Origin of the sequence: Paraburkholderia sp. (assembly GCF_034668105.1) — a bacterium.
GTDB lineage: Bacteria > Pseudomonadota > Gammaproteobacteria > Burkholderiales > Burkholderiaceae > Paraburkholderia.
The window spans coordinates 1-6,899 of record NZ_JAXDPY010000064.1; the positions used below are offsets into that span (position 1 = coordinate 1).

6 protein-coding genes are annotated in these 6,899 nt (G+C 63.2%); 2 read left to right on the forward strand and 4 right to left on the reverse strand.

Annotation, left to right across the window (positions count from 1 at the left end; genetic code table 11):
• Positions 1-990, forward strand: a 990-nt coding sequence (gene nagZ, locus QOC89_RS03275; protein ID WP_323043711.1) for a beta-N-acetylhexosaminidase, incomplete at its 5' end; no start/stop codon positions are given.
• Positions 991-1,122: 132 nt separating this feature from the next.
• On the opposite strand, the gene QOC89_RS03280 is transcribed toward nagZ, so the two are convergent.
• The 4 genes from QOC89_RS03280 to earP form a co-directional block, all read right to left on the reverse strand.
• Positions 1,123-2,505 carry a sigma-54 dependent transcriptional regulator gene (locus tag QOC89_RS03280; protein ID WP_323043712.1) on the reverse strand — a complete coding sequence of 461 codons (1,383 nt, stop codon included), beginning with the start codon at positions 2,503-2,505 and terminating at the stop codon, positions 1,123-1,125.
• 316 nt (positions 2,506-2,821) lie between these two features.
• The gene (locus QOC89_RS03285) at positions 2,822-3,028 is read right to left on the reverse strand and encodes a CsbD family protein (RefSeq protein ID WP_179733385.1); all 207 of its coding nucleotides are present in this window, start codon (positions 3,026-3,028) and stop codon (positions 2,822-2,824) included.
• Between the two features lie 284 nt (positions 3,029-3,312).
• A complete protein-coding gene (efp, locus tag QOC89_RS03290; RefSeq protein ID WP_323043713.1) occupies positions 3,313-3,870 on the reverse strand; it encodes an elongation factor P in 558 nt (185 codons plus the stop codon).
• A gap of 395 nt (positions 3,871-4,265) precedes the next feature.
• Positions 4,266-5,471, reverse strand: a complete 1,206-nt coding sequence (gene earP / locus QOC89_RS03295) for an elongation factor P maturation arginine rhamnosyltransferase EarP (protein ID WP_323043714.1) — start codon at positions 5,469-5,471, stop codon at positions 4,266-4,268.
• A 280-nt stretch (positions 5,472-5,751) separates the two neighbouring features.
• Here earP and uvrC point away from each other — a divergent pair.
• On the forward strand, positions 5,752-6,899 hold a 1,148-nt coding region (gene uvrC / locus QOC89_RS03300; RefSeq protein WP_323043715.1), incomplete at its 3' end, for an excinuclease ABC subunit UvrC.

Genomic DNA, 6,899 nt, shown 5'->3' on the forward strand with positions numbered 1-6,899 from the left:
GGCAAAACGCTGAACGACGACGACAAACGCCGCCTTGCCCATCCGATGACCGGCGGCGTGATCCTGTTCGCACGTCATTACGAGAGCCGCGCGCAATTGATCGCGCTGACCGATTCGATCCGCGCGATTCGCGACGATCTGCTGATTGCCGTCGATCACGAAGGCGGCCGCGTGCAGCGCTTTCGCACCGACGGCTTCACAGTGCTGCCGGCCATGGGCAAGCTCGGCGCGCTGTGGGACAGCGACGTGTTGCATGCCACCAAGGTGACGACCGCGGTCGGCTATATCCTCGCGGCCGAATTGCGCGCGTGCGGCATCGACATGAGTTTCACACCGGTGCTCGATCTGAATTACGGCCAGTCGCAGGTGATCGGCGATCGCTCGTTTCATCGCGATCCGCGCGTCGTGACCTTGCTGGCGAAGAGCCTCAATCACGGTCTCGCGCTGGCCGGCATGAGCAATTGCGGCAAGCATTTCCCCGGGCACGGTTTCGCGCAGGCGGACTCGCACGTCGCCATGCCGGTCGATGACCGTCCGCTCGACGAGATTTTGCGCGACGACGTGGCGCCGTACGATTGGCTCGGTGTGGCGCTAGGGGGCGTGCTCCCCGCACATGTGGTTTATCCGCAGGTCGACTCGAAGCCGGCGGGCTTCTCGCGTGTCTGGCTGCAGGACATTCTGCGCAAAAAATTGCGCTTTGAAGGCGCGGTCTTCAGCGACGATCTCTCGATGGAAGCCGCGCGCCAGGGCGGCACGTTGACGGAAGGCGCGAGCGCCGCACTGCAAGCCGGTTGCGACATGGTGCTGATCTGCAATCAGCCGGACGAAGCGGAGAAGGTGCTGGACGCACTGCGCTTCACGCCGTCGAAGGAATCGCAGCAGCGGCTCAAGCGCATGCGGCCGCGTGGCAAGGCGCTGAAGTGGAGCAAGCTGGTAGCGGACCCGCGGTATCTGCAAGCGCAGGTCTTGCTGCGCAGCGCGTTTGCATGAGCGGCGGGTAGATATCGGATCAGGCTGCTTCAAGCCTTTGTATCGAACAAAAAACGGCGCCTCAGTATCAGGCGCCGTTTTTTCCATTCAACCCAGGCCTCACGCGAAAGCTGGCCTCACTCACTCGCTCACTCAGTTCAACCGCATCCGCTGCAGCTTGTTGTACAGCGTCTTCGGACTGATCCCCAACAGCGACGCCGCGCGATGGCGCGTGCCGCCGACGGCATCCAGCGTCGCACGAATCAACATCTCCTCGACGTCAGCGAGTGGCGTGCCGACGGTGACCTGCACGCGGCTGCCGTTCAGATCGCGCCCGTTCACCGAGCCCGCTTCATCGGCACGCAGCGATTCCAGCACGTCGCCCGATGCGTGATAGGCCCGCCGCACGCGATCCTGCAACTCGCGCACGTTGCCCGGCCACTCGTACGCAAGACACTCGCGCAAGAAGTTCGGTCCGACCTGCTTGGCGACGTCCGACATACCGCGCGCGGTGGCTTCGCGATTCAATTCGTCGACAACGGCTTGCGCGATCAGCGCCGCATCTTCGCCACGCTCGCGCAGCGGCGGCAGCGTTAAAGCGGCCGCTTCGAGACGCAGCGCCAGATCTTCGTGCAGGCTGCCGTCGGCGACCGCCGCGCGCGGATTTTTGCGGGTGGAGGTGATCAGGCGGAAGTCAGTCCCCACTTGGTTCGTGCCGCCAACGCGCATGAAGGTCTGCGAATCGAGTGCGCGCAGCAGCGCTTCCTGCTGGGCGCGCGGCAGTTCGGCGATTTCCTCGATGAACAGCGTCCCGCCGCTGGCCTGCTCGAACAGACCCGGCTCGCGCTGCTCGGCGCCGCTGAACGCGCCGCGCTCGTGGCCGAACAGCACACTATCGAGCGAGCGATGCGCCGCGACGCTGCCCGCCGTGCGGCAATCGAACGTGACGAACGGCCCTTTGCGGCGCCGGCTCATGTCGTGCAGCGTGCGCGCGGCGACCTGTTTGCCCGCGCCGGCTTCGCCGGAAATCAGCACAGCGGCTTCAGTGGGCGCGAAGTGTTCGATCGTGTCGTACACATGCTGCATCACGCCGCTGCGACCCAGTATCGAACCGAAACGGCCGAGGTGACGCAGCGACGCGCGCAGCGTCTGGACCTCTTCGGTCAGTTCGTACGGACGCGGAATGCGCGCGAGCAGACTCCGCAAACGCGGAATGTTGACCGGTTTGAGCAGGTAATCCCAGATGCCGTGGCGCAGGCCCTCGATCGCGCTTTCGACCGTCGCATTGCCCGTCATCACGATCACGGGCAGGGCGCCGCCGGGCGGATGCGCCGGCAAGTGCTGCAACACGTCGAGCCCGCTGCCGTCCGGCAGATTCAGATCGACCAGCACGACATCGGGGATAAAGCGGGTCAGCGCCGCCCGCGCCTCGGCGATGGTAGTCGCGGTGTCGACCGAGAAACCATCGGCGGCGAGGATGGCGGACAGACCTGACAGGCTATTGGGGTCGTCTTCAACAATCAGGGCGTGGGGCATGGCGAGCGCTATTTTTTAGATTGACGGAATGCCCGGCATGCGTCGCCGAATGCTCTGGCGCGCGACACGGGCGCGATGGCTGGCCGGTACTGCCGGTCGAATACCGCACCGCGCGAGCAGCAGCGGACCTCACGACTGCGCAGCCGCCGGTGCCCACCAATTGGCATGGGCGCGGCACGGGTCGTGGAGCGCGACGTGCAAGCGGATTTCGGGCGACTCGACTCACGTAGTTCTGGTCCTTTGATTTTCAGTGGATGGCCGCCGTGACGCGCGGTGGCGGGTGGGCGGCGCATCTGCATTTCCTTCATTCGACCGGTTAGAAATGCCGGTTGCTATCGAAGAAGCGCCGTACCTCAAGTTCCGCCTGCTCGCGGGTCTTGCCGTAGCGCTCCTGGATCAGCCCCGCCAGTCTGTCGGCGTGGCCTTCCGCCTTGGTTAGCTCGTCGTCAGTCAATTCACCCCACGCTGCCTTGGCCTTGCCGACCATTTGCTTCCACTTGCCTTCAGCGATGTCGTTATTCATATCGCATCTCCGGAGTTGATGAAAATGAAGCCGTGACGGCCTATAACCCAAAGAAGCATGGACTGTGCCAAAGTCAATTGTTTAAGTTTATCAATGGTTTGTCGGACGCGAAGCAGGAAGAAAAGGACATCGGACTGGTATTTTCGAGAAACCTGCCGGTAAAGTTTACCACAACCATACACGGCGGCGCAAAAAACAAAAAGCGCCCGTGGCGGGCGCTTTTTTTTGCCATTTTTTATCGCCGCGCCGTACTTGCTCCGGCGGGGGATGCAAGCTGCAGACGCTTAGGCGCGGCTGCGGTACTCGTGCGTACGGGTGTCGATTTCGATCTTGTCGCCGATGGCGCAGAAGAGCGGCACTTGCAGTTCAAAGCCGGTGTTCAGCTTGGCATTCTTCAACACCTTGCCCGACGACGTATCGCCCTTGACAGCCGGTTCCGTGTAAGTGATTTCGCGGACCAGCGTGGTCGGCAGTTCGACCGAGATGGCTTTCTCGTTGTAGAACACGACTTCGCAAGCCATGCCGTCTTCGAGGTAATGGAGGGCGTCGCCCATCATTTCGCTTTCGACTTCGAACTGGTTGTAGTCGGCGTCCATGAACACGTACATCGGGTCAGCGAAGTACGAGTAGGTGACTTCCTTGCGCTCCAGCACCACGACGTCGAACTTGTCGTCTGCCTTGTACACGCTTTCCATGCCTGCGCCGGTCAGCAGGTTCTTGAACTTCATCTTGACGACGGCGGAGTTGCGGCCCGATTTGTTGTATTCGGCCTTTTGCACGACCATCGCGTCTGCGCCGATCATTACTACGTTGCCGGTGCGGAGTTCCTGTGCGGTCTTCATAAAACTGTCCTGTACGAAATAAGTAGCTTCAACTTTTGCTCAACGGCATACGGCGCAAGCGGCTTCGCTCTTCCTCGCCATACGGGGCGGGACCGCTTGGGAGCGGTGCGTGGAGCATGGCCGGCTTGCCGCGGTGACCCGCGGCGAGGCTGCAAATCTGCGACTCCTTGCAACCCCCTGCAACCGTTACCTGCTTTTTACCCTGTGCGGGCGTGATCACGAGTGGCGCCGATACCGAGTTTGCCTCGCGAGTCGATCTGGCCAGTTAGTCTGGCGCATTTATTTGCCAGACGAATTTGCAAGATGCGTTTGCAAGACGAGTTACCAAGACGCGTTTCCGCGACTTACTCGCTGCGATCGGGCCGCGCTTGCGTCGTCGGCCGTTGGATAACCGCTTATTTTAACTGACTTTTTGCGAACAAGGCCAGATTTCCAGCGAGGTCGCCTACTTGGGAGAGTTCGACGGCCCAGTCGGCCGCGCGCTGTTTCAGCGCCGCGTGGTGGTGCCGGAATTCCGCCCAGTCCGGCCGGCCCGCGCCGTTCCAGGCGTGCCAGAAGCGTGCGAGGGCGTCCCGCGCGTCGCTGGGCAGGGTGCGGCCGTAGTGGGCGAGCGCGGCGTCGAGCTTGGGCAAATGGGCGTCGTCGGCCTGGGGGTAGATGTGCCAGACAAAGGGTTTGGCGGCCCATTGGGCGCGCACGAACGAATCCTCGCCGCGCACGAAGTTGATGTCGCTGGCCCATAGCAGCACGTCGTAGCCGGGTTGTTCCGTGAAGCCGAGCGCGTGGGCGCTGAGGCCGCCGCGCTCCGCATGCGAACCGGCGGTGAACGAAGGCAGCCCGAAAAAGCGCGCGATCGCGCCTGAAATGCGGCCTTCCGGGACCAGCAGAATGACCGGTTCGGCGCTGTCGCGCCATTGTTCGAGCAGACTGTCGACGGCGGGGTTTTCGTAGGCGAACAGCGAGACGACCGTCGCCGTGGGCGGTGGCGGCGCGCGGCCCGTGGTGGTCAGCCACCACGCTTCGCGCGCGGGTTGCGAGGTTTCGAAGGCCTCTCGCGCGGTGTCCAGATGGCGTTCCTTCAGCACGCCGCCGGTGCCCGGGCCGAGTCCGGGGAAAAAGAAGGTCTTGGTCAGCGGGTAGCGTGGATGCGGCGAGGGCCGCAGATGGAAATCCGCGACCCAGTCTTCGGCGCTCAGATATTCGAGGTTGAGCCAGACCGGCGCGCATTCGCGCCGCGCCATCGCCGCGACGTAGATCGGCGGCAACTCGCAGGCAAATGCCTCGATCACGACGTCGGCCACCTCGAGCGTATCGCCCGCGTGGGCCGGCGCGTGCCAGTGTTCGATGACGATGCCGCCGACCGCCTGGCGCGCGCGCTCCAGCGCCAGCGAAGGGCATAGTTTCTGGAACGCGTGCAGGTCGTCGACGAACACGCGTACTTGCCAGCCATGCTCGCTCGCGAGTTGGCGCGCGAGACGCCAGCACACGCCGATGTCGCCGAAATTGTCGATTACCGCGCAAAAAATATCGCAGGCGATTGCCGCGGGCGCCGCCGTGGGTGTGGCAACGGCCGGTTCGGAAGTAGGCGGAACAGAGGACATGGTGGCGGGGGTCGCAGAGTGGAACGGAGGGCTGGTTGGATTGAGCGGACCCTTGCTGGCGGGTGATGCAATCCGGTGCGGCCGCCCGGGCTTGCGCCGCTGCATCACGCCATTCGATCCAACAGGTTCGAACGCACGCGGAATGCTCTAAACTGGCGATTCTAAAGCACTCATCCGCGGTTCCGCGCCCAAGTGAGCGCCAGGTGACGCCTAAGTGACCCCTGAGCGCGCAGCACCCAGGCAGAGGCTTCGCGACACTGTCCCAGTCAACTGATTCTGCATGACCGAACCCGAAGCAACCGACGTTTTCGAGCCGAAAAAAGTGCTCGCCCAATTGCCGCATCTGCCCGGCGTCTATCGCTATTACGATACCCAGGGCGCGGTGCTTTACGTGGGCAAGGCGCGCGATCTGAAGAAGCGCGTGTCGAGCTATTTCACGAAGACGCTGCTGTCGCCGCGCATCGCGATGATGGTGACGCGCATCGCGCGCATCGAGACAACCGTGACGCGCTCCGAGGCGGAAGCGCTGCTGCTCGAAAACAATCTGATCAAGGCGCTGGCGCCGCGTTACAACATTCTGTTTCGCGACGACAAGTCGTATCCGTATCTCAAGCTGACCGGCCACAAGTTTCCGCGCATGGCGTATTACCGCGGCTCGGTGGATCGCAAGAATCAGTATTTCGGCCCGTTCCCGAGCGCGTGGGCGGTGCGCGAGAGCATTCAGATCCTGCAGCGCGTGTTCCAGTTGCGCACCTGCGAAGACTCTGTGTTCAACAACCGCACCCGGCCGTGTCTGCTGCATCAGATTGGCCGTTGCACGGCGCCGTGCGTCGCGGCGATCAGCGAAGAAGATTACGCGCGCGATGTCGCCAATGCGTCGCGTTTTCTGCTCGGCCGGCAGGGCGAAGTGATGAAGGAGCTCGAGCAGAAAATGCACGCGTTCGCCGGCGAGTTGAAGTTCGAGCAGGCTGCGGCGGTGCGCAATCAGATGAGTTCGCTGTCGACGGTGCTGCATCAGCAGGCGATCGAAGTCGGCGGCGATAGCGACGTGGATATTCTTGCGGTCGTCGCGCTCGGCGGGCGCGTGTGCGTGAATCTCGCGATGGTGCGCGGCGGGCGGCATCTGGGCGACAAGGCGTATTTTCCGGCGCATGTGGAAAGCGCGTTGACGGTTGCGGAGGGCGGGCTTGAAGAGGGTGGCGACGATGCGCTGCTGATCGACGTCGCAGGCCGCGCCGGCTTGGTATCCGGCGAGGGTGGAATCGGCGCGGGCGTGTCGTCAGATATAGCTGATGCGCTCGCGATCGTCGAGGAGATGCCGTCGGAAGAAGACGATGCTGGAGGGGACGCTGCAGTCGAGTCAGAGGCCGAGGCGGATGCGCTGGATGATGCGGCCGACACCGACACCGACACCGACACCGACACCGA